The sequence below is a fragment of the Bacteroidales bacterium genome (genome assembly GCA_029210725.1).
In the GTDB taxonomy this organism is placed as follows: Bacteria; Bacteroidota; Bacteroidia; order Bacteroidales.
This window is the reverse complement of sequence record JARGFM010000002.1, coordinates 170,111-195,843: the sequence shown is the minus strand read 5'-3', so window position 1 is coordinate 195,843 and position 25,733 is coordinate 170,111. Positions and strand designations below refer to the sequence as shown.

The window sequence follows — 25,733 nt, the reverse complement described above, 5'->3', positions numbered from 1 at the left end:
ACGAGCGGGTACAAATGTAAGAGGCCGTACCTTTTGATACAGCCTCCCTCTTTCCACAAATGCGCTTAAATCTATCCACATTTGGAGTGCCCGCAGTCTGTACAGATCAGACAGCCCTCCTGGTAAATGAGATTATTTGAATTACATTCTTCACACTGTTGTCCCGGTTTGGCTTTGGTACCATCGGGAATGTATTTTTTAAGTGAGCGCACCACCCCTGTACTCCAGGTATTTATGGATTCATTATCCAGCCGAAGCGATGAGATCAGGTTAATGGCATCCACCACGGGCATTCCATGCCTGAGGACCCCGGAAATCAGTTTGGCATAATTCCAGAATTCACTGTTAAACTGGTGCGACAAACCCCCCATGGTCACCTTGTACCCGTACTTATCCACATACTGGAAGTCGTAGCGCTTGGATCCGTCCTCTCCCTTGATTTTCAGGATTTTACCTTTCTTAACCTTCGAGGGGATCGGGAAGGTATCTTCTTCCTTACGGCCGGTAAAAATCTCATAGGGTTTCCCATCGAGCAGACCGATAAATGCAATCCAGTCCTCTTCGTTATTTTTAAACCTCAGAATCTCCGCCTCCAGTTCAGCAGGACGTTTAATGGGAAACTGGGTTTCTTCCTCTTTCTTCTTGTCGTTGGCCACCAGCACCCCGGATCTGGAACCGTCGCGATAAACAGTGACTCCCTTGCAACCACTCTCCCAGGCTTTCACATAGAGTTCACCCACCAGCTCCTCCTTCACATCCGAAGGAAGATTGATGGTCACGCTGATCGAGTGATCCACCCACTTCTGTATGGCTCCCTGCATCTTCACTTTCTTCATCCAGTCCACATCGTTGGAAGTGGCCTTGTGATAAGGGCTTTGTTTGACCAGCTCCTCCACATCCCTGTCACTGAAACTCTTGACTTCTTCGGGGTCCATCCCGTTTACCTTCAGCCAGGTCAGGAAGTTGTGATGGAACACATTGTACTCCTCCCAGCTGTCACCCACCTCGTCCACAAAGCTCACTTTAGCATCTTTATCGTTGGGATTCACCTTTCTGCGACGCTTGTATGCCGGAAGAAATACCGGTTCGATTCCTGAGGTGGTCTGTGTCATGAGACTGGTGGTCCCCGTCGGAGCGATGGTCAGCAGGGAGATATTACGTCTTCCATGCTGCTTCATCTCTTCCAGAAGTTCGGGATCCTCTTTTCCCAGCCGCTTTATAAACGGATTATCCTTTTCCTTAATATAATCAAACACTTCGAAGGGTCCTCTCTCCCTGGCCAGATTCACCGAGGAACGGTAGGCTTCCAGGGCGATGGTCTTATGCACTTCTACAGAAAAGTCAATGGCATTCTCGCTTCCATACTGCAGGCCCAGTCCGGCCAGCATATCCCCTTCTGCAGTGATCCCAACACCCGTCCTTCTGCCTTCCAGCGCTTTTTTCCTGATATTCTTCCACAGGTTGATCTCCACTCTTTTGATCTCTTCATCCTCGGGATCTCCGTAAATTTTCTCCAGGATGGCTTCCACCTTCTCCAGTTCCAGATCAATGATATCATCCATCACACGCTGGGCCAGGCCCACATGTTTGCGGAATTTTTCCCAGTTGAACCGGGCTTCTGCCGTAAAGGGCTCTTCCACATAGCTGTACAGGTTGATGGCCAGCAGCCGGCAACTGTCGTAAGGACAAAGAGGTATCTCCCCGCAGGGATTGGTGGAAACGCTTTTAAACCCCTGTTCGGAGTAACTGTCGGCCACCGATTCACGGCTTACCGTATCCCAGAAAAGAATCCCCGGTTCGGCCGATTTCCAGGCGTTGTGGACAATTTTTTGCCAGAGTGTCCGGGCATCGATCTTATTGATGTGGGTGGGTTCATCCGAATCGATGGGATACTGCTGGGTGTAGGTGCTTCCCTCAACCACCGCATTCATAAACTCATCATTGATCTTCACCGAAACATTGGCACCGGTCACCTTACCCGATTCCATTTTGGCATCAATAAAATGTTCGGCATCGGGGTGTTTCACCGAGATGCTAAGCATCAGGGCCCCTCTTCTGCCATCCTGGGCCACCTCCCTGGTTGAATTGGAGTAGCGCTCCATAAACGGGACCACCCCGGTAGATGAAAGCGCACTGTTTAAAACGGGACTGCCCGATGGCCGGATATGACTCAGATCATGGCCCACGCCACCCCGCCTTTTCATCAACTGGACCTGTTCCTGGTCAATTTTCAAAATCCCTCCGTAGGAATCGGCGTTCCCTTCATGTCCGATCACAAAACAGTTGGAGAGACTCGCAATCTGGAAATTATTCCCGATCCCTGTCATGGGCGAACCCTGGGGAACAATGTATTTGAATCCCTGCATCAGCTCGAAAAGCTCCTCTTCCAAAAGGGGATTGGGATATTTTTTCTCGATCCGCCCAATTTCCGAAGCCAGCCTTCTGTGCATGTCATCAGGAGTACGTTCGTAAAGAAGTCCCTGGGAATCCTTCAGGGCATATTTGTTGACCCATACTCGTGCAGCAAGTTCATCCCCCTTGAAATACTCCAGAGAGGCTTTAAAGGCATCATCAAAACCAAAGGTTTGTTTGAACTTTGCTCCATCAGCTTTCACGGTCTCTTTCTCACCTTTGAGCGCTTGATCAACAAACATCAGGTTCTTTTGTGGTACTGCCTTTTCTGCCATTCTCTTCTTTTGTTTTAATCTTCAGGGCTTGTGCCTTGCTTTAACACACAATTTAGTCAATGGGTTTGCGCTTATCAATCCATAGTTATTAAAAGCTATTAACAAACGCGTAATCTATTTAAAATCTGATTATTATGAAAATGTCCTCAAAAAAATGAGGGAAAAAATCCTCATTTTCACGATAAAAGAATCACTTAATTCCTTTACAATACAGCTAATGAAAACGGGGTCCTAAATTGATACAGATTTCGGGAAATGAAATTATAAAGAAATCGAGTGCGGAAGGACCGAATTCATTTCCATTTATCAACAAGAAATTAACGTTCGGGCTAACTCCATGAATGGCAGACAGATGAGAAAATGATAAAAATACATGTCAGGCAAATCGGTTTATCTGCTTGATATACTGATTATTGTGGCATTTTCGCACCCTGGGTTTATTTTCGCAATCCCCCTGTTCACGCGGGATTGCTGATCACCCTGCAGACTCTGAAAAAAACCTTTCGGGGCAAATTTCCGGCCACTAAAAAGGGCACCCCATACGATGATGGAGCGCCCCCGGATTTAATCTAATTTCTATAGGCCTTTAAAACTTATAGGCAATGCTGAAGTTCCAGGTAAATCCGTTTCCGAAATAGACCCGGTTGTTCATATTTACTCCATTCCATTCATCATCGCCGGCAGCGGGATGAATGTTGGTATCCGATTGAGAGATAAACTGCTTGTTCAGAATGTTGTTGGCATTAAACCTGAATCTCAGGCTTCTCTGCTGTTTGAAGTAAATATTGTAGGAAACCCCTCCGTCCAGAAGGCCAAATGAGGGCAGCTCCAGGGAGCCTTCGTTATCTTCTGCATCGAAGCTTTCCGGATCAATGGCTGCATAAAGCCTGTCATAAAAACGGTAGTCCAGGTCCACGGAGAGCCCTTTGATGATCTTATAGGTTCCCAGCAGGCCGAAGCTGGTCTGGGCAGCATCTCCCACTTTTACACCGTCCAGGTAAAGGGTGTTGTCGGCGCTTCCAATGGGATTGCGGTCCTCGTCCCAGATATTGGCATCCACATCACCGGCATAGACCCAGTTCCCGATGGAAGCAAAACCACGGATGCTCAGGTTCCTGATGGGTTTGGATTCGAATTCAAGTTCCACTCCACTGTGAACCTCGGCCACATTTTCAAACAGGGCCACATCATCGTAATTGCCATCCCCGTCAAAGTCTCCACCCTGGCGAATCTGACGATCGCTCCACTTGGTATAATAGGCATTCAGGTCCACATCCAGGTACTGGCTCCTGAAACCATAACCGGCTTCCAGTCCCAGTACACCTTCATTTCCAACATCCTCGTTTACAACATTCAGATAGTTCAGGAAAAGATCGTCAAAGAAGGGCTGACGCGAATAGTAACCGGCGTTGACAAAAACATTGTGCTTGTCGGTGAGGTTGTAGTTGGCCCCTGCCTTCACATTGTATCCGGGATGATGGAGGGTTTCAGAGATCTGATCATCGGGATCGGAGTAGGAATGGTAGTCGAAACGGGTATAGGACTGGGTAGAGGCAGCTGCCTGAATAAAGGTGGAAAGCTTCTGTGTCTTATATTCCAGCTGTCCGAAGGCACCCATGTAGGAAATCCGCTCGTTGTTGTAATAATCGAGCTTGTCATAATTCACCCCATTTCTTTCACTCCAGAACATATATGGGCTGGAAGGGTGTTCCTGGGTGTACACAACGCCCCCGGGATATTGTTCCTGGAATCCGGCCCCGTTGTAGTTGTTATCCCAGTATCCGTCCAGTCCCCAGAGGTCGTCCACCAGCCTGAAGTGCTCGCCATAGTAAGTCCTGAAGTCGGTACCCAGATTGAAGGAGAGTTTATCACTGATCTCATGGTTGAAGTTTATTACAGCTCCCAGCCAGCGGTGCATGTTCATGGAAGCCCTGCGAATAGCAGCATCGCCATATGAACCGATTGTTTTTCCGGGAATATGCCAGTCTTCGGATCCATCATTGACAATGGCCCTGTTATTGGCTATAATCTGATCAAAATCAATTTGTCCGTCCGCATCAAAGAGGTACATGTTTCTGCTGCTGCCATAATTTCCGGTACCGCCACCCTGTCCGATCGATCCGTAAAGCACGGTGGAAAGCGAGGACTTTTTACCCATGTTCCAATCCCAGTTCAGGTTAGCAACAGGCTTATGGTAAAAGTTCTCACGGAATGAATAAACCTCGCCGTTTCTGTAGCCCCAGTTGCTGTTGTAGCGCTGTTCGTCGTTGCTGATCTCACCATCTCCGTTTCGGTCATAAGCACTCAGGTTCTTGGTATAGTTCTGATAGTGCCACTGGGGAGCACCGGTCATGGAGAAGTTAAACTGATGCTTATCGGAAGGTTTGTAACCTAAAGAAAAGAAATAGGTTTGCCCCTGTCCGTTATTTCCGTCGTTGTAACCATCACCCTGCCAGTGAGACAAGAGGATACTGGCTCCCCAGCCATTTTCATTCAGCCCGGTTGAGTAGCTGGCTACATATTTCATATACTTATCATTCCCCATCATGGCACTGACACGCCCGCCTGCCACCATATCGGTCGCCTTGGTAACCACGTTGATGGTCGCACCAACCGATGAAATGGCCAGTTTGGAGGAACCAAGTCCCCGCTGGATCTGAACAGCGGTGGCAATCTCGGAGAGTCCCTGCCAGTTGGACCAGTATACCTTGCCGTCTTCCATCCCGTTAACGGGCTGACCGTTAAAAAGCAGGGCCAGGTTCTCCTGGGAAAACCCCCTGATATTGATCCGGGAGTCTCCGTAACCACCTGCCTGGCTGGCCACGTAGACCGAAGGAGTGTTCTTCATGATCTCTGGAAATTCCAGGTTACCGCTCTTCGCTACGATTTCGGGAAGCTTTATGGTAGATACAGCTACCGGGGTTTCCCGGTCCTTGGCCACGTCAATGACTCCGTAACCGGTCACCACCACTTCGTCCATGGAGGTGGCATCAATCGTCATGGTCACCTCACCAATGCCGGTTGCAGTGGCCAGGTTAAAGTTTATGGTCTGAGGCTTATATCCCAGAAAGGAGATGACTATCTGGCCTGACTGGGAGGTGGTATTCAGCTCAAAGGTCCCTTCCGCATTGGTAATCGCACCATTGGTGGTCCCTGCTTCAATAATATTTGCCCCGGGCAGAGGACCTCCCGATTCTTCCTCCAATACAGTTCCCCTGAGTACTCCCTGACCCATGATAGCCACAGACATGGATACCACTGCCATTGAAAATAACAATCGTTTCATTTGTTTCATAGATTTTAGTTTTAAATATGGAATGCGAATTTATGTGATTACAATGATATTCTCATTAAAAAACGGTTAAGCTTTTGTTGAGATTACCCACTTCAATTTTGGTACCCCGAAAATAGAAAGAAATCACAGCACCAAACGATACTTTAAAGCAGATTCGTTTCGCTATTTATACACACTTTTCAAGAATAACGGAAGTCGCCCCAACCCGCTCTGATACATAGTTTGCGGCGATTTGCGAAGTGGTTTTCAACAGCTTTGGATTTTCCAGTTGTTGACGAATTGTGAATAACAATCCGGCTTCATTCGCGATGGGAAAGGCTCCCCCCAGGGAACTGAGTTCAAGGGCTTCGGAAAATTTCCCATATTCCGGCCCGAATATCACCGGGAGCCCGTAGGTAGCCGCTTCCAGAATATTGTGAATTCCACGGCCAAAACCGCCCCCGATATATGCAAGGGTTCCGTATCTGTACAGATAGGAGAGTGTGCCTATGGTGTTTACCAGGATGACCCTGGTTCCTTCCGGGATCATCTCTCCCAGTTCCGTGTAGAGTACGCTGCCGGGAAAACGTTCCTGCAGGCTGCGAATATGACTCTCCGATAACTCGTGCGGGGCAATGACCCATCTCAGTTCATCGGAAAGCTCCCCGAAAGCCTGAGCCAGGTACTGTTCGTCCTTCTCCCAGGTACTGCCCGCAACGATCACCGGCTTCTCCCGGGCAAAGCGCTCCAGTGCCGGATGCCTGAAAGGATCCTTCAGCAATTCATACACACGGTCGAAGCGGGTATCGCCAGCCACGGTGAAGCGGTGCAGTCCTATTCCAGAAAGCAGCTCCCCGGACTCGTTGTTCTGCACAAAAATGTGGGTGAAAAGAAACAGGAATTTCCGGTACCATCCTCCGTATCTTCTGAAGAATAACTGACCGGGTCGAAAATTCCCCGAGGCCAGGTAGAGTGGAACCTCCTTTTTTCTTATGCCCTGCAGAAAGTGATACCAGAACTCGTACTTAATGAAGAAGACCATCTCCAGCTGAAGAAGGTCCAGCATCTTTTTTGCATTGCGCCTGGTATCCAGCGGCAGGTACATAACGTAATCGGCCCCGGCATAGTCTTTTCGTTTTTCATAACCCGAAGGAGAAAAAAAGGTGAGCAGGATCTTATGGGAAGGCCGTCTCTTCCGCATCTCTTCCATCACCGGACGGCCCTGTTCAAATTCTCCCAGTGAAGCACAGTGGAACCAGATCATCTTCTGATCGCCATCCATGGCCTTTTTCAGTTTTTCATACCACTGTCTCCTGCCCCTTACCCATAATTTGGCCTTCCGGTTCCAGGGGGAGACGATCAGGGCCATCAGCCAGTAAATCCGGATCCCTATATTATAGAGTAAAGTCATGAAGATTACTTACACTTGTTTTCCAGTATAAAGACTCACCAGCCAAACCGCAAGAAAAGCGATCACCCAGGAAACAAAGCGGACACTGATCACCGCGTCGAGCATGGTCAGCTCGGACCAGACCACGGTAGTCACAAAGCCGGTAAGCAGTCCGGCGATGGTGCCCTGCCAGGTCACCCTTTTCCAGGTTAGCATTAACAAAATCAGGGGACCAAAGGATGATCCCAGCCCTGCCCAGGCATAAGAGACCATGGAGAATATTAGTTTATCGGAGGTCAGGGCAATTACAAATCCGATCAGTCCCACCACGATGGTAATCCACCGGCTGCCTTTCAGCAGGGCCTTATCGCCCACATCCCAGCCCAGGGTCCGGTGAAACAGGTCCTCGATGATGGAGGAGCTGATAACCAGCAGCTGACTGTCGGCGGTCGACATCATGGCCGCAATCGCACCGCTCACAAAGATGCCGGCCAGCCAGGCGGGCAGCAGCTCATTGGCCAGGTGGGGCATGACTTTCTCAATATCATCAAACATTCCCTGTTCATAGAGTCCCGCTCCGACAATCCCCATAACCAAGGCTCCGGTAAAAGCAGGAATCACCCAGGCAATGGCAATGCGCCGTGAGATCCTGATCTGCTCAGGACTTTTGATAGCCATAAAGCGGGTTAGCAGATGGGGTTGTCCCATATACCCCAGGGCCCAGCTTAATCCGCTTATAATCAAAGCGAAAGCGCTCCATCCTGTTTGGCCGCCTGTCCAGGAAAGAAGCCGGTGCCCTTCCATGGCGGTCAATTCAGCAAGGGGACGAGTCCCCTGATGAATCTCTTTCAGTTCTGCCAGTCCAACCAGCGGCAACACCACCAAAGTTCCGATCATAATAATGCCCTGGACCATATCGGTCCAGGCCACTGCAAAAAAACCTCCCATCATGGTATAAAAGATGATGACCAGGGCTCCGATGATCATCCCGGTGGATTGTTTCAGTCCAAAAGTGACATTGAGTATTTTTCCCGCACCGTTGAACTGTGCAGAAAGATAAAAAATAAAGAAAAAGATAATGATGAATGTGGCTATGATCCGGATGGCAGGCTGACCCTTTTCAAATCTGGCTGCCAGAAAAGTGGGCAGGGTGATGGCTTCCAGCTTTTCGGTCTCCACCCGCAGGGCCCTGGCAATAAAGAACCAGTAAAAAATGATTCCCGACACACAACCAAGCGCCGTCCAGAACTCCAGCAAGCCGGAAGCAAAGGCCGCTCCGGGCAGACCGAGCAATAGCCAGGCACTTTCGCCCGAAGCCCGTTCCGAAAAAGCGACCACCCAGGGATTTAGTTTCCGGCCGGCGATAAAGAAGTCTTTATGTGATTTGTTTATGTTGTAGGTGATGAATCCTACCACCAGGATCACCACCAGATAAAACATAAAACCGAAGAGGGCGAAATTCATGCCCTAATATAGAAAAAACATGGGAGATCAATCGAGAAAATCCCTGGTTCCCTTGGGCTGGTAGGTATATTCAATAAGTACTTCACTGAATTTATTTCCCTCTTCCCCCTCCATGGATTCAGCCTCCCTGATCAGAAGTTTCGCATAATTACCCTCAGAGGTCTTCTGTATCCATACCTGGAACGCTTCTACAATATCGCTTTCCACAGAAAACTGGAGTTCTTCATCCACCTTCGTATATCCCCTGTAGAAATCCCGTGCATCATCCAGGTTGTCAAACTCACCCACCAGGGCGAATCCGTTTGTGCGGCCGGGGGTGTTAAATCCGGGCAACTCAATGGTCTCATCTCCCTGCAGCACGCGGAAGCCTTCATTGATGATATCGGGGAGGGGATTCTTTTCAAAAGGATATCTGTAAAACTCACTGTCTTCGTAGGAGTACCCGAACAAGTAGTAACTCTCTGCCAGATACTTCTCCGAACTCAGGTGAAATTCCCCGGTTCTGTCAGGCCCGAGAAACATCTTGCATCCTGCCGGAGTAAGGGCCAAGACCACCAACAACACAAATCTGTACCTCATCTCTTCCTCCTTTTCTGTCCATTAAAACGCAGCCATCAGCAGATCAATGTCCTTGGAAGAAATCCCCAGCCGGTCACCGATGGCCTCATTGGTTAAAATGCCATTATATATATAGACTCCATGCCTGAGTCCCACATTATCTTTCAGATGCCTGGCCGTAGAACCCAGTCCCCCCAATCCCAGTATCAGGGGTGTGAAAACATTGCTGATGGCAATGGAAGCAGTCCGGGCCACCCTGGATGCGATATTGGGAACGCAGTAATGGATCACGCCATGCTTCGTAAATACGGGATCCACCTGGGTGCGCAGTTCAGAAGTCTCAATAGAGCCCCCGCGGTCAATACTGATATCAATGATCACCGATCCCTTCTTCATCTCTTTCACCATTTCTTCGGTGATAAAAAATTCCGGCTGTCCCTCTTCCCTGCGAATTGCACCAATTACAACATCGGCGGACCTGAGGGCCTTTAAGATTACCTTAGGATGGAAAATGGAAGTTGGAACTGTAAATCCAACGGCACCCTGCAGTCTTTGCAAACGGTGCAGGGAGTTATCAAATACCTTTACTTCAGAGCCCACTCCCCTTGCAGCCCTGACAGCATATTCGGCAACTGTTCCCGCTCCCAGGATAACCACTTCGGTGGGAGTAATTCCTGTTAATCCTCCCAGCATAACACCTTTACCTCCCCTCTGGTTACTCAGATATTCAGCCGCAATGAGTATACTGGTGGTTCCTGCGATAGCACTCATGCTTCTTACTGCCGGATAACAGTTGTGTTCATCCTGGATCTTTTCAAAGGCAATGGCCGTTACCTTTTTTCTCATCAGGCCCCTGATGTAAGTATCCTTGCAATGGGTAAAAACCTGGAAAGAGGAGAGTAAAATCTGTCGTTCCTTCATCCAATCGATCTCTTCTACGGTAGGAGGGTTGATTTTTAAAATGACATCACTCTCACTGAATACATTTTTCCTGTTCTCACTGATAAACCCACCCCGTTCGGAGTAGTCGGTATCCAGATAGTTCGCGGCCTTCCCTGCTCCTCGTTCCAGGATCACCTGATGTCCGTAACCGGTAAGTATTTCCACAGCTTCAGGGGTCAACGGCACCCGGCTCTCCACCTGATGGTCTTCCGAAGGAATCCCAATGATCAGACTATTGTGTTTGTTCCCTATTTCCAGCATCTCCTCCTGGGGCATCAATCCCTCCTTATGGATATTAAATGCGGATGATCCTTTTTTTTCCATTTCTCCTCCTGTTATTGGGATAGCCTAAAATAAGATAATTCGTCAGGAATGTCAATTTTTACACGAAATGACCGTCAGAATTGCAGGATCCGGGTCTCATTTTCGCCTGTCAAAATGTTCACCCTGAGCGCATCATGCGGAATCAGTACAGAGGCCTTTTCCGGCCATTCGATCAGGCAGAGTGATCCTGAATAAAAATATTCTTCATATCCCATATCAAAAAGCTCCCCGGCAGATTCAATTCTGTACAGATCAAAATGATAAATCGAATCCCCCTTTGGAGTAAAATATTCATTGACCAGGGAAAAGGTGGGGCTGTTCACTTCCACCTCGATCCCCAGATTCCGGCAAATGGCCTGGATAAAAGTGGTCTTCCCGGCTCCCAGTTCTCCTGAAAAGGCAATGACAGTATGCTCTCCGGCTGCTTCCAGGAAACTCCCGGCAGCCGTATCAATCTCCTTCAGTGATGAAATGGTAATGGTTTTCATATCAACGTACCGGTGATAAAATGGACAGAGGGATCAGCATCTCCTCCATGGAAATTCCTCCGTGCTGGAAAGTGTTCCTGTAGAGGTTCACAAAATGGTTGTAGTTATTGGGATAAACCAGATAGTCATTGTTCATGGCAAAAATGTAACTGGTGGTCATATGGTTCCTGGGCAGTTGGACCAGTTCTGGCTGAACCACATCAAAAACTTCCTTTGGAGGATAGTTCAGGTTCTTACCCTGTTTGTACCTCAGATTGACCGATGTTTGCCGGTCGCCAATCACTTTAACGGGATTGCTTACCCTTACCGCACCGTGATCGGTTGTAATGACCAGGGTAATATCATGCTGGTTCATCTCTTTCAGCAGATCGAAGAGGTAGGAATGCTGAAACCAGCTTTGGACCAGCGAACGATAGGATGACTCATCATAGGCCAACTCGCGGATCATTTCTATCTCCGTTCTGGCATGAGAGAGCATATCGACAAAATTATAGACCACGATATTCAGGTCATAATTAAGCAGATCGCTGTAATTCTCTACCAGTTTCTTCCCTGCCCGCTGATTACTGATCTTTTCATAATTGAACGATGCTCCCAATCCAAGTCTCTGCATCTGCTTCCTGCACAACTCCTCCTCGTAAGCATTTTTACTGCCTTCCTCATTTTCATCCACCCAAAGACCGGGATGTTGACGCTGAATTTCACCTGGCATCATTCCGGCAAACATGGCATTCCTGGCATACTGGGTGGCCGTTGGCAAGATGCTTGAAAAGATAAGCTCTTCATCGGTCCGGTAGAGATCATTCATCTCCTGCTCTATGATTTTCCACTGATCATAGCGAAGGTTGTCGATAAGAACCACCATCACTTTTCCTTGCTGGAGCAGAGGGAAGACCTTTTTTCTGAAGACCCCCGGTGAGAGCAGGGGCTTGTCATCTTGATCCCCGGAAAACCAACCCTCATAGTGCTTCCGGATAAACCTGGAGAATTCCTTGTTGGCTTCCGACTTTTGCATTTGCAGCACCTCTTCCATGCCCCCGGCCCCACTGGCATCAAATTCCCTTTCCCAGTAAACAAGCCGTGTATAGATGTCTGTCCAGTCCCCGAAGGTAGAGGCCGAATTGATCTGCATACCGATCCGGCCGAACTGAGACTGGTATCCGGAAGTGGTTTTCTGGGTAACCAGTCTTTTTGTGTCAATATTCTTTTTAATGGATAGCAGGATCTGCTTGGGATTTACCGGTTTAATCAGATAGTCCGATATCTTACCCCCCAGAGCCTCATCCATGATATCCTCCTCCTCACTCTTGGTAATCATGACCACCGGGGTGGAAGGAGTAAGAATCTTGATTCTTTCCAGGGTCTCCAGCCCTGATAATCCAGGCATATTTTCATCCAGAAAGATCAGATCAAAGTCGTTAAGCTCTACCAGGTTCAGGGCATCGTTTCCATTGGCCGCCGTGGTCACCCTGTAATCCCTTTCCTCCAGAAAAAGGATATAGGGCTTCAGCAGGTCAATTTCATCATCGGTCCATAGTATATGTATCTGCCTGCCCATATTATTATGGATAATAGTGCTTTTGGAAAAACAAGTAGTAAGGTACCAGCTCTTTCTTTTCAGAAAGGATTTCAAAATTATCCCGGGATATGATCATCATCCGGTATTGCGGGAATGCAATTCCCTTAAGTATTACCTCCCTGTTCTTCTCTATGTCGGCCAGGTACCTGGATGCAGCCTCCGCATTTAGAAATGGCTTTACAAGCAATACGATATAGGAATCGGCCATCTGGACTTGCTCAATGGAGAGATCATACTGGTTATAATAATCCAGGTTGTGGTTCAGCAGATCGAAACTCACCTGGTTCACATTCTGACTGGAATGGACTGCAAGAAGTACGTAGTGTTCCCCGGCAGAGTCGATCGCTCCGTAAACCTCTTCAGCCTCAGCAGCCTGATCTGCTTCCATGATTTCCGGGAACTCCACATACATATATTCTACGATCTCCCTGGCCTGCAGGCTCTCTTCCGCGGAAGGATGCTGTGCAATCAGCGAGTCAAGCGCCACTTTCATCACTTCCTTTCCTCCCACGGCTCCCAGGGCCATCGCTCGTATATACTTAAATTTGGGCAGGAGCGGATCTTCTTCAAAAAGTACCAGGGCGCTGTCTGCGCCGGCAATCACTCCACCGTAGTCTTTCTCCTGATAGAGCCTGTATATCCCTTCATAGAAACGTACGACCCTCATCTCCTCCTCCTGCAGCTCCGCCGGGTAGTTTGGATTGTTTAACAATTTGGCAAAATGCGAATCGGGATAGCTTAGCGAAAGCTGGTTGGCATAGAATTGTGCCTCCGTGGGTTTCTGAAGGTTATTACTTAATTCATAAAGATAATAGTACACCGAAGGACCGTTTTCAGTGTCCGGATATCGTCTGATTAATTCTTTAAAGACCGCCAGGGCTTCTTCATAATCGAGCAGTTGCTCCTTATAAATCACTCCCATGTTATAAAGCGCCTCTTCCAGTCTTTGGTGGGACAGCTCCTTCGCTGAGTCGGTCAGCGGGATGTTGATCAGGTAGAACTCCCTGCTTTTATTGTCCAGAACCGGAGTGCCGCCATTTCCCAGCAGGGTATCTGCTTCGGCCCCCTGTTCCGGATTCATTTCCGATTGTGTGCGCTTGCTTTTTCTCCTCCAGTTGTCCTCCAGTACACGTTCTCCCCATTTCATTCTGAACTCGGGCTGGCCAAAGCTTTTGGCATTCAGGTTATAAAAATACCACTGTCCGCCCGTCTGAACGCCCGGCTGGTTAAACCTTCCTCCGGATCTCTGATCATTCCCATATAACATCGACTGGTTAAAAGCCTGCTCCTGCATGGCTTCCTGCTCTGCCAGCCGCTCCTCTTCCTCCTGCTTTCTCAGCTCTTCAATAATCCCGTCAATAACAGCCAGGCGTTGCTCATCGGGAAGAGCGGCCAGCATCTGTACACTGTCTTCCAGCTCGTAGGAGCTGACGTTATACACCAGGTTATCAAGACTGGCCGAAAGTGATGCCAGTCCGGCATACCCGGGATAATCCCTGTCCAGGAATGTGACAGCAGAATCGTAGTATGCTGCAGATTGCAGATAATCGGGTTCTTCGTAAAAGATTTCTGCCAGAGTCAGGGAAGAATAACCCTTCTGATACTGGTTCTGTAAGCTGGCGGAGACCGACAAACGGTAATACTCAATGGCTTTCTCCCGATCGCCCTCCTCCATGGAAATATTTCCCAGTGCAAAATAAATCTGATCCTGATATTCCAGGTTCTTACTGTCTTTGAGCATCTTCCCGAGCAACTTTTTCAAATCGGCGCTGCCGACCTCTCCCGATTCAAACACCTCGGCCATACTTACGCGGGCATTAAATGCCATTTCATACGGTGGATTGTACCTGGTAACCCGTTTGTACTTTTCCAGGGCCAGATTATTCTGTGCAGAGGATGCATAGAGTTGCGCCAGAATATAGGTATATCTGATTTTATCTTCCCTGGAGACTCCCCTCTGTCCCAATGCCAGTTCAAGCTGCCCAGCCGCCGCCGAATACTCCTGGTTCTTAAGATGGAGCTGAGCTCTGGTCGTATAATAAGCCGACAAATACTCCCTGGGCAGAATGGCCTCATCCAAAAGGGCGGTCAGAATCCGTTCAGCCTCCCTCTCCTCATCAATCATCAGATAGGCGCGACTCAGCCAGATCATGGCCAGGTAACGAATCTCTTCGTCGGGAAAAGTTACCAGAATGTGATTGAATGCTTCAGCAGCCAGAAAGAATTCGCCCTGGTGCATATAGGCCTTTCCCATCAGGAGGTATGAATCATCGGCCCACTTATTGTACTCGTTTTTATCGTAAAATGCCCGGTCCCTGGCAGATTGGTTTCCCGGCTGAACCTTGGGTTTAGCAGTGATGGAATGGACTGTGATGACCTTGGTAGCCTTGTCAATGGCCCGCTTCATGTCACCTGACGCTGCCGAATGCACAGACTCATTCTCATAAAGGAACAAGTCAAGAATCTGGTTATAATTGTTTTGTATGGACTTGTTGGCCTTATCTATACCCTGCTTATAACTTTCATACCCGTTAAAATAGACATTGTAATGTGAGGTAAGATTGTGATAGTTCCTGGACAGTGAAGTATTTTTTTCAACGGAACATGATACCAGGCCGTAAACAGAAATCAGGGCCAAAAGCGCCCCATATATGGTCTTCCGGGAAAGCAATTTAATCCAGTTATTACAGTATAATGCCAGGTTCTTACAAATAATTAACTGGTTTTGATATAAGTTATTTTATCAGCGGAGTAAAAAAGCTCCTAACTGTTCACCTCCACTACTTCTTTTATCTCGGGAACCTCCTTTTTAACCGCTATCTCCACACCGGCTTTCAGAGTCTGCATACTAAATGGACAACCATTACAGGCCCCTTTCAACTCCACCAGGAGAACCATATCATCGGTGATATCCACCAGAGCTATATCACCGCCGTCGGCGACCAGGTATGGTCTTATTTTCTCCAGCGCTTTTTCGACGCGTTCTTTTATCGCTTCCATTATATCTTTGCTATTTATACCTATTTTATGCTTATCTCTACCTTCCGGGTGGGGCCCTGTTCGGCATTTCGCCTGACCAGAGCGCTTTTTACTTCTTCCGCGAGAAGACGGAAGGCCTCCCCGGAGGGGTTTTCTGACAGGGCCACCGGTTTCCCGGAATCGCCCGACTCCCTGATGCTCTGAACAATGGGAACCTGTCCCAACAGGGGAATTCCCATCTTCTCCGCCAGTCTTTTACAACCTTCCTTTCCAAAAATGTAGTATTTGTTTTCGGGCAGCTCCTCAGGAGTAAACCAGGACATATTCTCTACCAGGCCCAGGACCGGCACATTGATCTTCTCACCGGCAAACATATTAATTCCTTTAACCACATCGGCCAGTGCCACATCCTGGGGGGTACTGACAATGACCACTCCTGTAACCGGAACCTCCTGAACCATAGTCAGGTGTACATCACCTGTGCCCGGAGGCAGATCGATAAGGAGATAGTCCAGCTCACCCCAGTCGCCCTGTGAAATCAGTTGTTTTAATGCGCTGGTGGCCATGGGGCCACGCCAGACAACCGCATCTTCCGGCTTCACGAAGAAACCAACTGATAATAATTTCACTCCGTACTTCTCAATGGGAATGATCCATTCCACCCCCTCTTCTGTACGGGCCGACGGCCGCTTGCCTTCCACATCAAACATCTTGGGTATGGAAGGCCCATATACATCTGCATCGATCAGGCCCACCTTTGCTCCCGTTTGTGCCAGCGCCACGGCCATGTTGGCTGCCACCGTAGATTTCCCGACCCCGCCCTTACCGGAAGCCACGGCAACAATATTTTTCACATCAGGGAGGACCTCACGCTTCGGCGGAGGGTCGGGGACCAGCACCTGGATATGCCCTTTCTGCAGGGAATCATCACCAAAGGTGCCATTTACGGCCCTCATGCACGCTTTTTTAAGGGACTGAATAAAAGGATCATTGGCCCGGCCAAACTTCAACCCGATCCATAATTCTCCTTCCCGGTAAGTCACTTCATTCACTATACCAGATTCTACAATACTCTCTTTTGTTTCCGGGTGACGGATTTTCTCCAGCACTTCCAATATTTTCTCCTTCTGTATCTCCATTACTCACTGAATTTTTTCTTGCTCAAAGATAGCTTTTTTTATTTAGATTAAGTAGCTATAGACCCCGTTCTTCCATGGGATCCCAGAACATATCTTCCATATTCACGATGCGGTTTTCCTCGATAATTGCGCCTTCATTTTCGAGCAATTCCTGCATGAGAGTGGAACCATCAAAATGGTGCTTCCCTGTCAGGAGTCCCACCCGGTTTACTACCCGGTGAGCAGGGATATACCGGGGAGCTTTGTGGCTCTGGTTCAAGGCCCAGCCGACCATCCTGGCAGCACCAGGCGCACCCAGGTATCTGGCAATGGCCCCATAGCTGGTAATCCTTCCACAGGGGATCATCCTGGTCACTTCATAAACACGTTCAAAGAAACCCTTATTCTGAGTCATCGATCTAATCCCTGATCTCCTTGCCGGAAGGAAGCCTGAACCGGAGATAATTAATCTTCATTCCTTCTTCCAAAAAGCGCTTTTCGTAATAGGTCTGGATACCAACCACCTCATCACTCCAGTTTTCCTTATAGATATCTGTCGAGTGTAGTTCCACGGACAACTCATTAAAACGGAGCAGCTCCAGGGTATCCAGATAGAGCTGGCGATTATCGGTTTTCAGATGAACCAGGCCCTCGTCTTTAAGGAAGCTTCGGTACTTATTCAGAAAAAAGACTCCTGTAAGCCGCTTTTTCCGCCTCCGTCTCTTTCCCTGGGGATCGGGAAAGGTGATCCAGATTTCCTCGATCTCATCCCTGGCAAAAAAGGAGTTGATGAAATCAATCCTGGTTCGTAAAAAAGCCACATTTTCCATTTTCTCATTCGCTGCAGCCTTTGCCCCCGTCCATATGCGTGCCCCTTTGATATCGAGCCCCATATAATTCCTGTCCGGATACTTCCTGGCCAGTCCCAGGGTATATTCACCCTTCCCGCAACCCAGCTCCAGGATCAATGGCCGGTTATTCCCGAAAACATCAGGACTCCACCTCCCTTTCAGGCGGTAGTCCCTGTCTGAAATCTCTTCCAAAGAAGGTTGAAAAACCTTCTCAAGGCTCTCCAAATCAGCGAATCTGGCAAGTTTCTTCTTTCCCAAGTTACTTAGGGCTTGATACGTTCGATTCGAATGCCCAGATCGCTTACCGGGAGTTTTTCGTGCCTCATGGCCTGTTCCAGGGTAAAGGTATAGGTCCCAGGTCTCTGAAAGCGGGTCTGCTTGCGGTAAAGCAACATTAATTCCCTGATATGACCGTTTCCCTTACCTGTCCACTCCCCTCCGGGGGCAGCCAGGATCATATGAATGGTATCGGTCAAATGCTGTCCGCCAGGCCCTTTCACATGGACAAACATGTAGAGGTTGCTTAGTGGATAATCCACTGTATGGCGCACCTGCAGGTAGATGTTGTGCATCGATATGGTGTCGGAAATTTCCGTTTTGAACTCCTTGGCGTCATTCCAGGTCCACATCCCTTTCTCATTATGCAGGTACTGGTCGTAGACCATTTCAGAATCACACGAAACAGCCATTAAAAGAAATAGTATCGTAGATATTAGGATGGTAACTCTCATCATTTCCTGGAGTGATTCCTGGAGGATCTTTGTTTATTCTTTTTCTTTACCGGCTTCTCTTTTTCAAAACGGGTAAGAGAACCCTGGCCGGCCCCGTTTGTATATTCCAGTCTTTCCGGCCTGTCTGAAATGGTGAACTCAATCAGTCCATCAGGGAGATTTCCATTTCTGTTCATTGCCTGTACCTCTAAAACCCGCTCTGTGGGTACAGGTATCAGAGCCTGTCCACTTCCGCTTCCCGTTCCGTACCACATAATGCCACGGTAGACATCCGTTTTCAGGTGAAAGGCATCTCCCTGTTTTGTTTTCAGGAGAATCCCCGTATCCGGAAAATGTTTTCTTGCATCCTCATAACCGGCCAGTTCGTAATTCAGGCAGCATTTAAGTTTGCCACACTGTCCTGCAAGCTTCTGAGGATTCAGGGCCACTTCCTGTACCCGGGCCGAGTGGGTGCTTACAGAAACAAAGTTGGTTACAAAGGTAGAGCAGCAAAGCTCCCTTCCGCAGGTCCCGATCCCCCCGATCCTTCCAGCCTCCTGCCTGGCGCCGATCTGTCTCATCTCAATACGGATCCGGAAAGATTCAGCCAGCACCTTGATCAGTTCGCGGAAATCGACACGTTCATCGGCAATATAGTAGAAGATAGCTTTGGTATTGTCGCCCTGGTACTCCACATCACCAATCTTCATATTCAATCCCAGATCCGAAGCTATCTTCCGGCTCTGGAGCATGGTATTATCCTCCTGGCTGATGGCTTCCCTCCACTTATCAATATCCACCTGCTTCGCCTTTCGGTAAACCTTTTTCAGCTCTTCCTTGTTTCCGGAATATTTCGCCTTTTCCCGCTGTTTTTCCACAATCTCCCCGGCCAGTGAAATAATCCCTATATCGTGCCCGGGCGAAGCCTCAACGGCTACAATATCGCCTCGCTTCAGCCGTAATTCATTGACATTCCGGTAAAAGCCCTTCCGGGTATTTTTAAATCGCACCTCAAGCACTTCGGGGATATCCAGTTCCGTGACTTCTCTTAACCAGTCGTAGGATTCCAGCTTGGAACAGCCCCCAAAATAGGAATCGATCCTCTCCAGATTATCTTCATTGATCTCCAACTGCTTTTCTTTACAACAACCTCTTGCTTTCAGGCTTTCCATAATGCAAAAATAGAGATTCGCTTCTTAAAACAAAACTGGTTCAGCCAGCTGCCGGGTCTTTCTGCATCAACAATTTGATCACATGGATGGAAAGATCCATTAAAATGATTCTTGGATTACCATTAGCCTCTATATGATTTCCGGCAAGTGTAAAATTCTCTGTTAATTCGTGTACATTCCCTTCATGAATGAATGAGCTGAACCTTTTTGAAAATTCAGACTCCTTTACAGACATATAGTTCAGCGTATCGTTCTCTAAACGGAGCATGAAGTTTTCCCGAAGTAAACGAAGGGAATAGTCCATCAGTTGTTTCTGCCTCTCCCTGCCCATTACTGCCACACGTTCCACCCAGGCATTGATCTTTATAATATCCCGGGCATAACAGAGCCTCATCATTTCAGTGAATAGTTCAAAATGATGGAGTTCAATCTCATCCTGACGCAGGGTTTGCAAAGCCAGGCTGAAGTTCCCGTTCGCCCTGAGCACAGCATCTTCAATGGCCTGCTCATCTGCCACTACCTTTTGCATCAGGCCCCCCCGGATATCCTCGCCGCTAAGTGGGGGAACAAAAAACAGCTGTGCCCTGCTCCTGATGGTCGCCAGGATTCTGTCGGTATGTTCCGAGACCATCAGGATCAATGTTTTTCCCGGTGGCTCCTCAATCAGTTTCAGCAACTTGTTGGCCGCGGACTGATTCATCTTCTCCGGCAACCAGATCACTACCATCCGGTAGTCGGACTCATAGGGCTTAAATCCCAGTTTGCGGATGATGGTTTCGCTCTCCCTGACATTAATAATCCCCTGCTTATTCTCAGCTCCAAGGGATTCGTACCATTGGTTTTCGGTAAGATAAAAATCGGCAAGCAATGTATCCCTCCATAACTGGGCATAATCATCGCTCACCGGAGGGGTCGTCATATTACCCGTTTTCACCACCGGAACCACCATATGGAGATCGGGATGAACCAGTTTTTTAAATTTGATGCAGGAAGGACAGGCCCCGCAGGAATCATCTTCCCGCCTGTCCAGACACGACAGGTATTGAGCCATGGCTATTGCCAGAGCCAACTTGCCTGTACCTTCAGGCCCAAACAGGATCAGAGCATGGGGGGTACGGTCCTCCCTGACCAATCTGAGAAGTTTATTTTTAACCTCCGCCTGCCCTATGATCTCTTTAAACAACATTGTCCTTACAAACTGTAAATGTAGAATTTCTTTTTTACCTTTGAGATTCCTTACCTCAACTGAATATTATTACTTAAAATCTATTACTATGCAAATAATTGATAATTATAACTTTGCAGGAAAGAAAGCAATCATCCGGGTTGATTTCAACGTGCCCCTGGGTGCCCAGTATGAAGTGACCGACAACACCCGGATTCGCGGGGCGCTGGCCACCATCAAAAGAGTTCTTCAGGATGGCGGGGCAGCCATTCTGATGTCACACCTCGGTCGCCCCAAATCGGGTCCCGAGGAGAAGTTTTCCCTGAAACATGTTATTCCGGAACTTTCTGATCTTCTGGGAGTGGATATCCAGTTTGCAAACGATTGTATCGGTGAAGAAGCTGTCCGTAAATCGGATGCCCTGAAACCAGGCGAAGTCCTCCTGCTGGAAAACCTGCGTTTTTACTCCGCTGAAAACAAGGTCAAGACCGACGATGAAATAGCTGCCACCAGAGCTTTTGCACAAAAACTCTCCACCTATGCCGATGTCTATGTGAATGATGCCTTTGGTACCGCGCACCGGGCACATGCCTCGACAGCAGTAATTGCCGATTTTTTCGATGAAGGATCCAGGATGTTCGGGTTTCTGATCAATAAAGAAATCGAAGCTATGGACAAGGTGCTGCATCACGCCGAAAAACCAATGACAGCCATTATGGGTGGAGCCAAAGTTTCTGATAAGATACTGGTGATCGAGAACCTGCTCGACAAGGTGGATAACCTGATTATCGGTGGTGGCATGACTTACACCTTTATCAAGGCAAGAGGCGGTGAGATCGGAAACTCCTTATGCGAAGAAGACAAACTGGATATAGCCATGGAGCTGGTTAAAAAGGCTGAAGCAAAAGGGGTGAACCTGATCCTCCCGGTTGACCAGGTGCTGGCAGATAAGTTTGACAATGATGCCCATACAGAGGCGGCAGGTATCGACCAGGGAAAGGCTGGATTCATGGGTCTTGATATCGGGCCTGAATCGGTAAAATTACTGAGTGATGTAATCATGAACTCCCGCACCATTCTCTGGAATGGTCCCATGGGAGTCTTTGAAATGCCCAAGTTCCAGAAAGGAACCGTGAGCATTGCACAGTCCATTGCCGAATCGACTGCCAAAGGAGCTTTCAGCCTGGTGGGCGGAGGTGACTCTGTGGCTGCTGTAAATAAATTCGGACTGGCCGATAAGGTGAGTTATGTTTCCACGGGCGGAGGAGCCATGCTGGAGTATATTGAAGGCAAAATCCTGCCGGGTATTAAAGCCATCAAGGGCTAACAAACTCCTCAGGTTTCTCCGGGGTATTTTCTCACAAAGTGCTATTTGGAGAAGAAAGGAAATGGAACAGGCTTTAAGAGAAAGACTATTTATGATTAATAATGAAGAGACCTTCAGGGCCGCTGCCCTGGAGGTTTTTCATTACCAGTCAAAGCATTCCCCTGTTTACAGGGATTACCTGGCGGCACTTAAGATAAATCCTTACCAGATCATTAAAGCGGAAGACATTCCCTTTCTTCCCATTGAATTCTTCAAATCTCATACCGTTCTTGCCGAAGGAAAGGACGCAGAAGTAATCTTTGAAAGCAGCGGGACCTCAGGTGTGTCGCCATCCAGGCATCATGTAGCCGATACCGGGCTCTACCGGGAAAGCTTCTTAAGGAGCTTCAATGCCTCTTATGGTTCCCCCGAAGAACTATGCATCCTGGCCCTGCTGCCCTCCTACCTGGAACGGGAGTCTTCCTCCCTGGTCTATATGATGAATCAACTGATCCGCTGGTCGAAGCATTCCGATAGCGGCTTTTACCTGGATCAAATGAAGGAATTGTCGGCCATCCTGCAAAAACGCAACAATGACCATCATCCCACGCTGCTCCTGGGAGTCAGTTTTGCCTTGCTGGATCTGGCTGAAAAACATCCCATGTCCCTTGAAAGGAACATCACAGTCATGGAGACAGGAGGGATGAAAGGGCGCCGGAAGGAAATGGTGCGCGGCGAATTACACGAAGCACTGATGCATGCCTTTAACCTGGATGCTGTGCATTCCGAATACGGGATGACCGAGCTGCTCTCTCAGGCTTACTCCCGGGGCCAGGGGCTGTTTCATCCGCCCCCCTGGATGAAGATCCTGATTCGTGATCCCAACGATCCCTTCTCCCTGCTCCCGGCCGGACAGAGCGGAGGAATCAATATCATCGATCCGGCAAATCTGTACAGCTGTTCCTTTATTGCCACGGGCGACCTGGGCAAGACCCATGAAGACGGAAGCTTTGAAGTACTGGGACGCTTTGACCACAGCGATATCCGGGGATGTAATTTGCTGGTTCCTTGATTTGCCCCGAAGATAGTTGTATCTTATTCCTCGATTTACTGGATCGCGATGCTCAAAATCCTGTTCTTTCTTCCTGCTCTGTTCTTCTTGCTGGTAAAACAGGATATATATGCACAGAATCTGGACTCGCTGCTTCAAAACAAGCGTGTTTATAAGCCCGTAAATATCGGCGAAAGAGCTGAACCCAGAATTAATGGATTACTGGATGATGAGATCTGGAGCCTGGGAGAGTGGCAGGGCGATTTTATCCAACAGTTTCCCTACAGTGGCCGTCCGGCCAGTGAGAACACATTTTTCAAGATCCTCTATGACTATTCTAATCTGTATGTGGCCATCATCTGCCAGGACCGTGAGCCCGATAAGATCATCGATAAGCTGGGCCGCAGGGATTCACGGGTCGGGGACATGACTGGCTTTGCCCTGGACAGCTATTTTGACAAGCGGACTGCATTCGAATTCAGCATTTCGGTAGCCGGACAGAAAATGGACCTGAAGCATCTGGGCGACTGGGGTTTTGATTTTAACTGGAATACCGTGTGGGACGGAGCCACCACCAGGACAGACACCGGCTGGATCGCCGAGATCAAACTCCCTTTCAGTCAGATTCGTTATGCCAACCAGCCGGAACACACCTGGGGATTACACTTATACAGGGTGATTCCCAGGAACCAGGAAGCTTGCAGCTGGAATCCCGTACCCAGAGAGGCGCCTGCCACTGTCTATCTCTTTGGAGAAATACAGGGAATTGAAAATATCAGGAGTTCCCGCCAGGTGGAGTTTCTACCCTATGCGCTGGGGTCCTTTGCTCACCTCCAGGGAGAAGATCCGGCAGGCTCCTTTGATTTGAACGGGGGACTGGATGCCAAGGTTGGTATCAGCAGCGACTTTACCCTGGATCTCTCCGTAAATCCCGATTTTGGACAGGTGGAAGCCGATCCGTCGGTACTGAATCTCACCTCCTTTGAAACCTTTTATGATGAGAAGAGGCCCTTTTTCCTGGAAGGGAACGATGTCTTTGATTTTGAACTGGACGGCGACATTCCCTATTATTCCAGGCGAATCGGAAGTACCCCGGCCTTTGTGAATCCTTATAGCGACTGGACCGTATCAGACCTTCCCGACAGGACCACGATCCTCGGAGCAGCAAAAATCACGGGTAAGAACAGGAATGGATTGTCCGTGGGCCTGGTCAATGGCCTGACCGCCGGAGCACACGGGGTACTTACCAGTGAGTCTGACGAGGAAAAAGAGATCCTGGTTTCGCCCCTTTCCAATTATCTGGCTTCACGGATAAAAAAGGATTTTAATGAAGGGAACAGCACTGTGGGAGGGGTTTTCAGCCTGGTTAACCGGTTTTCCGGCGATTCTGTAAGTAAAGGTTTCCTGCCCGAAAATGCCATCAGCGGCGGACTGGACCTGCTGCATTACTGGAATAACAAGAACTACTACCTGGAACTCAAAACTATCGCCAGTCAGTTAAAGGGATCCAGGGAAGCGATCCTGGAGCAACAGCTGTCACATAACCACCGTTACCAGCGTCCGGACGCCGGCTATTTAGAAGTGGACAGCCTCAGGGAGCAGTTGGGTGGCCATGGCGCATTCATCAGGATCGGAAAAAACGGAGGAAGATTCAATTTCCATGCCCAGGGGCAGTACAGAAGCCCGGGGCTGAACCTGAATGATGTGGGATATATCAGGCAGTCCGATTTCCTGGGGGAACGCCTGGAGGTCTCTTATGAAATGAATGAGCCCCGGAAGTGGCTCAGAAGTTATATCCTGAAGCTTTACCAGGAGGCCAGGTGGAGCTTCGGGGGTGAAAATACCGGGAATCAGGCCGGAGCCGCCCTGACCATCAGAAACAATGCCCTGTGGAGTTTCACCCTGGGCTCCAGTTATGCCTTCTCCATTCTGGACATACGGGAATTAAGGGGAGGGCCTGCGCTTCGGAATGACCCCCGCTATCAGCTCGAACTGGCTACAGGCAGTAATACTGCCAAAGATCTGTCCGCAAGTATCGAATATCAATATACTTCATTGGGTATGGAGGGCTTCCATGCAAACCTCCTGGGACTTGGTATCACCTGGCTCCCGGTGAAAAGACTGAAAATAAGCGGACTGGCAGATTTGTCGCAGCGCAGGTATCATCAGCAATATGTAAATTCCATAACAGGAAGCTCCTCCACCGAATATGTGCTTGGTGCCATTGACCATCATACCATCGCATTTACATTCCGGACGGAACTGTACCTTAGCCCGGAACTGTCCCTCCAGTATTATGGAAGCCCCTACTATGCGGTTGGTGAATATCATGATTTCAAAAGAGTGAACCAATCTGAGATGAGGGATATGGACCAGCGGCTGGAGACCCTGGACCTGAGTTATGATCCAGCGATGAACAGTTATTCCTTTGAAAGGAACGCTGAAACCTTCCGTTTTAACAATCCCGATTTCAGCTTCATGCAGTTTCGTTCCAACCTGGTGTTCCGGTGGGAATATAAACTGGGATCGACCTTGTATGTGGTCTGGTCACATGACCGCTCCGGGTGGGAATCGGCTTACAACCCCATCCGGGATATTGCCGGGGATCTTTTCGGGATCAGGGGGAACCATGTAATCATGCTTAAGGCCAACTTCTGGTTCTCCCTGTAAATAAG

The 25,733-nt window shown here is 48.7% G+C and carries 19 protein-coding genes; 3 read left to right on the top strand and 16 right to left on the bottom strand.

The window, feature by feature from the left end:
- Positions 1 to 71: 71 nt before the first annotated feature.
- The 16 genes from P1P86_02055 to P1P86_01980 all read right to left on the bottom strand — a co-directional run bounded on the left by P1P86_02055 (position 72) and on the right by P1P86_01980 (position 20,722).
- A complete protein-coding gene (locus P1P86_02055) occupies positions 72 to 2,687 on the bottom strand; it encodes an adenosylcobalamin-dependent ribonucleoside-diphosphate reductase (GenBank protein MDF1573963.1) in 2,616 nt (871 codons plus the stop codon).
- 586 nt (positions 2,688 to 3,273) lie between these two features.
- Complete coding sequence (locus tag P1P86_02050) at positions 3,274 to 5,973, bottom strand: TonB-dependent receptor (protein MDF1573962.1); 2,700 nt, start codon at positions 5,971 to 5,973, stop codon at positions 3,274 to 3,276.
- Positions 5,974 to 6,148: 175 nt separating this feature from the next.
- Positions 6,149 to 7,372: a glycosyltransferase N-terminal domain-containing protein gene (locus P1P86_02045; GenBank protein MDF1573961.1), complete on the bottom strand. Its 1,224-nt coding sequence runs from the start codon at positions 7,370 to 7,372 to the stop codon at positions 6,149 to 6,151.
- Between the two features lie 9 nt (positions 7,373 to 7,381).
- Positions 7,382 to 8,815, bottom strand: coding sequence for a sodium/proline symporter (locus P1P86_02040; GenBank protein MDF1573960.1), 1,434 nt, complete (start codon positions 8,813 to 8,815; stop codon positions 7,382 to 7,384).
- Positions 8,816 to 8,842: 27 nt separating this feature from the next.
- Complete coding sequence (locus tag P1P86_02035) at positions 8,843 to 9,394, bottom strand: hypothetical protein (protein MDF1573959.1); 552 nt, start codon at positions 9,392 to 9,394, stop codon at positions 8,843 to 8,845.
- Positions 9,395 to 9,415: 21 nt separating this feature from the next.
- On the bottom strand, positions 9,416 to 10,639 hold the full coding sequence (locus tag P1P86_02030) for an alanine dehydrogenase (protein ID MDF1573958.1): 1,224 nt from the start codon (positions 10,637 to 10,639) through the stop codon (positions 9,416 to 9,418).
- 74 nt (positions 10,640 to 10,713) lie between these two features.
- Entirely contained in the window at positions 10,714 to 11,127 is a 414-nt protein-coding gene (gene tsaE, locus P1P86_02025) for a tRNA (adenosine(37)-N6)-threonylcarbamoyltransferase complex ATPase subunit type 1 TsaE (GenBank protein ID MDF1573957.1), read from the bottom strand.
- Position 11,128: 1 nt separating this feature from the next.
- On the bottom strand, positions 11,129 to 12,685 hold the full coding sequence (locus tag P1P86_02020) for a bifunctional response regulator/alkaline phosphatase family protein (GenBank protein MDF1573956.1): 1,557 nt from the start codon (positions 12,683 to 12,685) through the stop codon (positions 11,129 to 11,131).
- Between the two features lie 4 nt (positions 12,686 to 12,689).
- Entirely contained in the window at positions 12,690 to 15,377 is a 2,688-nt protein-coding gene (locus tag P1P86_02015; GenBank protein MDF1573955.1) for a tetratricopeptide repeat protein, read from the bottom strand.
- A 92-nt stretch (positions 15,378 to 15,469) separates the two neighbouring features.
- Positions 15,470 to 15,706, bottom strand: a complete 237-nt coding sequence (locus tag P1P86_02010) for a NifU family protein (protein MDF1573954.1) — start codon at positions 15,704 to 15,706, stop codon at positions 15,470 to 15,472.
- Positions 15,707 to 15,726: 20 nt separating this feature from the next.
- Positions 15,727 to 16,824 carry an Mrp/NBP35 family ATP-binding protein gene (locus P1P86_02005; GenBank protein ID MDF1573953.1) on the bottom strand — a complete coding sequence of 366 codons (1,098 nt, stop codon included), beginning with the start codon at positions 16,822 to 16,824 and terminating at the stop codon, positions 15,727 to 15,729.
- A gap of 55 nt (positions 16,825 to 16,879) precedes the next feature.
- Positions 16,880 to 17,218: an MGMT family protein gene (locus P1P86_02000; protein MDF1573952.1), complete on the bottom strand. Its 339-nt coding sequence runs from the start codon at positions 17,216 to 17,218 to the stop codon at positions 16,880 to 16,882.
- Between the two features lie 4 nt (positions 17,219 to 17,222).
- Positions 17,223 to 17,912 carry a tRNA (guanosine(46)-N7)-methyltransferase TrmB gene (trmB, locus tag P1P86_01995; GenBank protein MDF1573951.1) on the bottom strand — a complete coding sequence of 230 codons (690 nt, stop codon included), beginning with the start codon at positions 17,910 to 17,912 and terminating at the stop codon, positions 17,223 to 17,225.
- 5 nt (positions 17,913 to 17,917) lie between these two features.
- On the bottom strand, positions 17,918 to 18,385 hold the full coding sequence (locus P1P86_01990; GenBank protein ID MDF1573950.1) for a gliding motility lipoprotein GldH: 468 nt from the start codon (positions 18,383 to 18,385) through the stop codon (positions 17,918 to 17,920).
- Complete coding sequence (gene ricT / locus P1P86_01985) at positions 18,385 to 19,536, bottom strand: regulatory iron-sulfur-containing complex subunit RicT (GenBank protein MDF1573949.1); 1,152 nt, start codon at positions 19,534 to 19,536, stop codon at positions 18,385 to 18,387. The genes P1P86_01990 and ricT overlap by 1 nt, the downstream gene beginning before the upstream one ends.
- 40 nt (positions 19,537 to 19,576) lie before the next feature.
- On the bottom strand, positions 19,577 to 20,722 hold the full coding sequence (locus P1P86_01980; GenBank protein MDF1573948.1) for a DNA polymerase III subunit delta: 1,146 nt from the start codon (positions 20,720 to 20,722) through the stop codon (positions 19,577 to 19,579).
- 88 nt (positions 20,723 to 20,810) lie between these two features.
- On the opposite strand from P1P86_01980, the gene P1P86_01975 reads away from it, so the two are divergent.
- From P1P86_01975 to P1P86_01965, 3 genes are all read left to right on the top strand, one after another.
- Positions 20,811 to 22,028, top strand: coding sequence for a phosphoglycerate kinase (locus P1P86_01975; GenBank protein ID MDF1573947.1), 1,218 nt, complete (start codon positions 20,811 to 20,813; stop codon positions 22,026 to 22,028).
- Positions 22,029 to 22,119: 91 nt separating this feature from the next.
- A complete protein-coding gene (locus P1P86_01970; GenBank protein ID MDF1573946.1) occupies positions 22,120 to 23,079 on the top strand; it encodes an acyltransferase in 960 nt (319 codons plus the stop codon).
- A gap of 48 nt (positions 23,080 to 23,127) precedes the next feature.
- Entirely contained in the window at positions 23,128 to 25,728 is a 2,601-nt protein-coding gene (locus P1P86_01965) for a DUF5916 domain-containing protein (protein ID MDF1573945.1), read from the top strand.
- Positions 25,729 to 25,733 lie beyond the last annotated feature (5 nt).

Bases quoted from the DNA above. Each gene is read 5' to 3' on its own strand.
- P1P86_02040 (MDF1573960.1), bottom strand. From the start codon at position 8,815: ATGAATTTCGCCCTCTTCGGTTTTATGTTTTATCTGGTGGTGATCCTG.
- P1P86_02030 (MDF1573958.1), bottom strand. From the start codon at position 10,639: ATGGAAAAAAAAGGATCATCCGCATTTAATATCCATAAGGAGGGATTG.
- P1P86_01980 (MDF1573948.1), bottom strand. From the start codon at position 20,722: ATGTTGTTTAAAGAGATCATAGGGCAGGCGGAGGTTAAAAATAAACTT.
- P1P86_02035 (MDF1573959.1), bottom strand. From the start codon at position 9,394: ATGAGGTACAGATTTGTGTTGTTGGTGGTCTTGGCCCTTACTCCGGCA.
- P1P86_02050 (MDF1573962.1), bottom strand. From the start codon at position 5,973: ATGAAACGATTGTTATTTTCAATGGCAGTGGTATCCATGTCTGTGGCT.
- ricT (MDF1573949.1), bottom strand. From the start codon at position 19,536: ATGGAAAGCCTGAAAGCAAGAGGTTGTTGTAAAGAAAAGCAGTTGGAG.
- P1P86_02010 (MDF1573954.1), bottom strand. From the start codon at position 15,706: ATGGAAGCGATAAAAGAACGCGTCGAAAAAGCGCTGGAGAAAATAAGA.
- P1P86_02005 (MDF1573953.1), bottom strand. From the start codon at position 16,824: ATGGAGATACAGAAGGAGAAAATATTGGAAGTGCTGGAGAAAATCCGT.
- P1P86_02055 (MDF1573963.1), bottom strand. From the start codon at position 2,687: ATGGCAGAAAAGGCAGTACCACAAAAGAACCTGATGTTTGTTGATCAA.
- tsaE (MDF1573957.1), bottom strand. From the start codon at position 11,127: ATGAAAACCATTACCATTTCATCACTGAAGGAGATTGATACGGCTGCC.
- P1P86_02045 (MDF1573961.1), bottom strand. From the start codon at position 7,372: ATGACTTTACTCTATAATATAGGGATCCGGATTTACTGGCTGATGGCC.
- P1P86_02000 (MDF1573952.1), bottom strand. From the start codon at position 17,218: ATGACTCAGAATAAGGGTTTCTTTGAACGTGTTTATGAAGTGACCAGG.
- P1P86_01990 (MDF1573950.1), bottom strand. From the start codon at position 18,385: ATGAGAGTTACCATCCTAATATCTACGATACTATTTCTTTTAATGGCT.
- P1P86_02020 (MDF1573956.1), bottom strand. From the start codon at position 12,685: ATGGGCAGGCAGATACATATACTATGGACCGATGATGAAATTGACCTG.
- P1P86_01975 (MDF1573947.1), top strand. From the start codon at position 20,811: ATGCAAATAATTGATAATTATAACTTTGCAGGAAAGAAAGCAATCATC.
- P1P86_01965 (MDF1573945.1), top strand. From the start codon at position 23,128: ATGCTCAAAATCCTGTTCTTTCTTCCTGCTCTGTTCTTCTTGCTGGTA.
- P1P86_01970 (MDF1573946.1), top strand. From the start codon at position 22,120: ATGATTAATAATGAAGAGACCTTCAGGGCCGCTGCCCTGGAGGTTTTT.